Source organism: Belnapia sp. AC561 (genome assembly GCF_979252845.1).
Genome location: NZ_CEEDBP010000380.1, coordinates 1 through 248 on the forward strand (window position 1 = coordinate 1; position 248 = coordinate 248).

The 248-nt window shown below is 73.0% G+C and carries 1 pseudogene; it reads left to right on the plus strand.

Annotation, left to right across the window (positions count from 1 at the left end):
* Nucleotides 1–248, plus strand: a pseudogene (locus AC0IW9_RS31515) (tripartite tricarboxylate transporter substrate binding protein); the annotation flags it as partial.

Below are 248 nucleotides of genomic sequence, written 5' to 3' on the forward strand. Positions count from 1 at the left end.
CCATCAGCGCTTCCGGCTCCATCATGGTCGGCGCGACGCTGACCAACCGGCCGCCGGTCGGGATGAAGGACCTGACCCCGGTCGCCCGGCTGACCGAGGAGGCCGGCGTGGTGGTGGTGCCGGCCCGCTCGGACATCAAGGACCTGGCGGGCCTCCTCGCGGCGCTGAAGGCCAAGCCGGGCGGGGTCTCGATCGCCGGCGGCTCGGCCGGGGGAACCGACCACATCACCCTGGGGCTGATCCTGAAG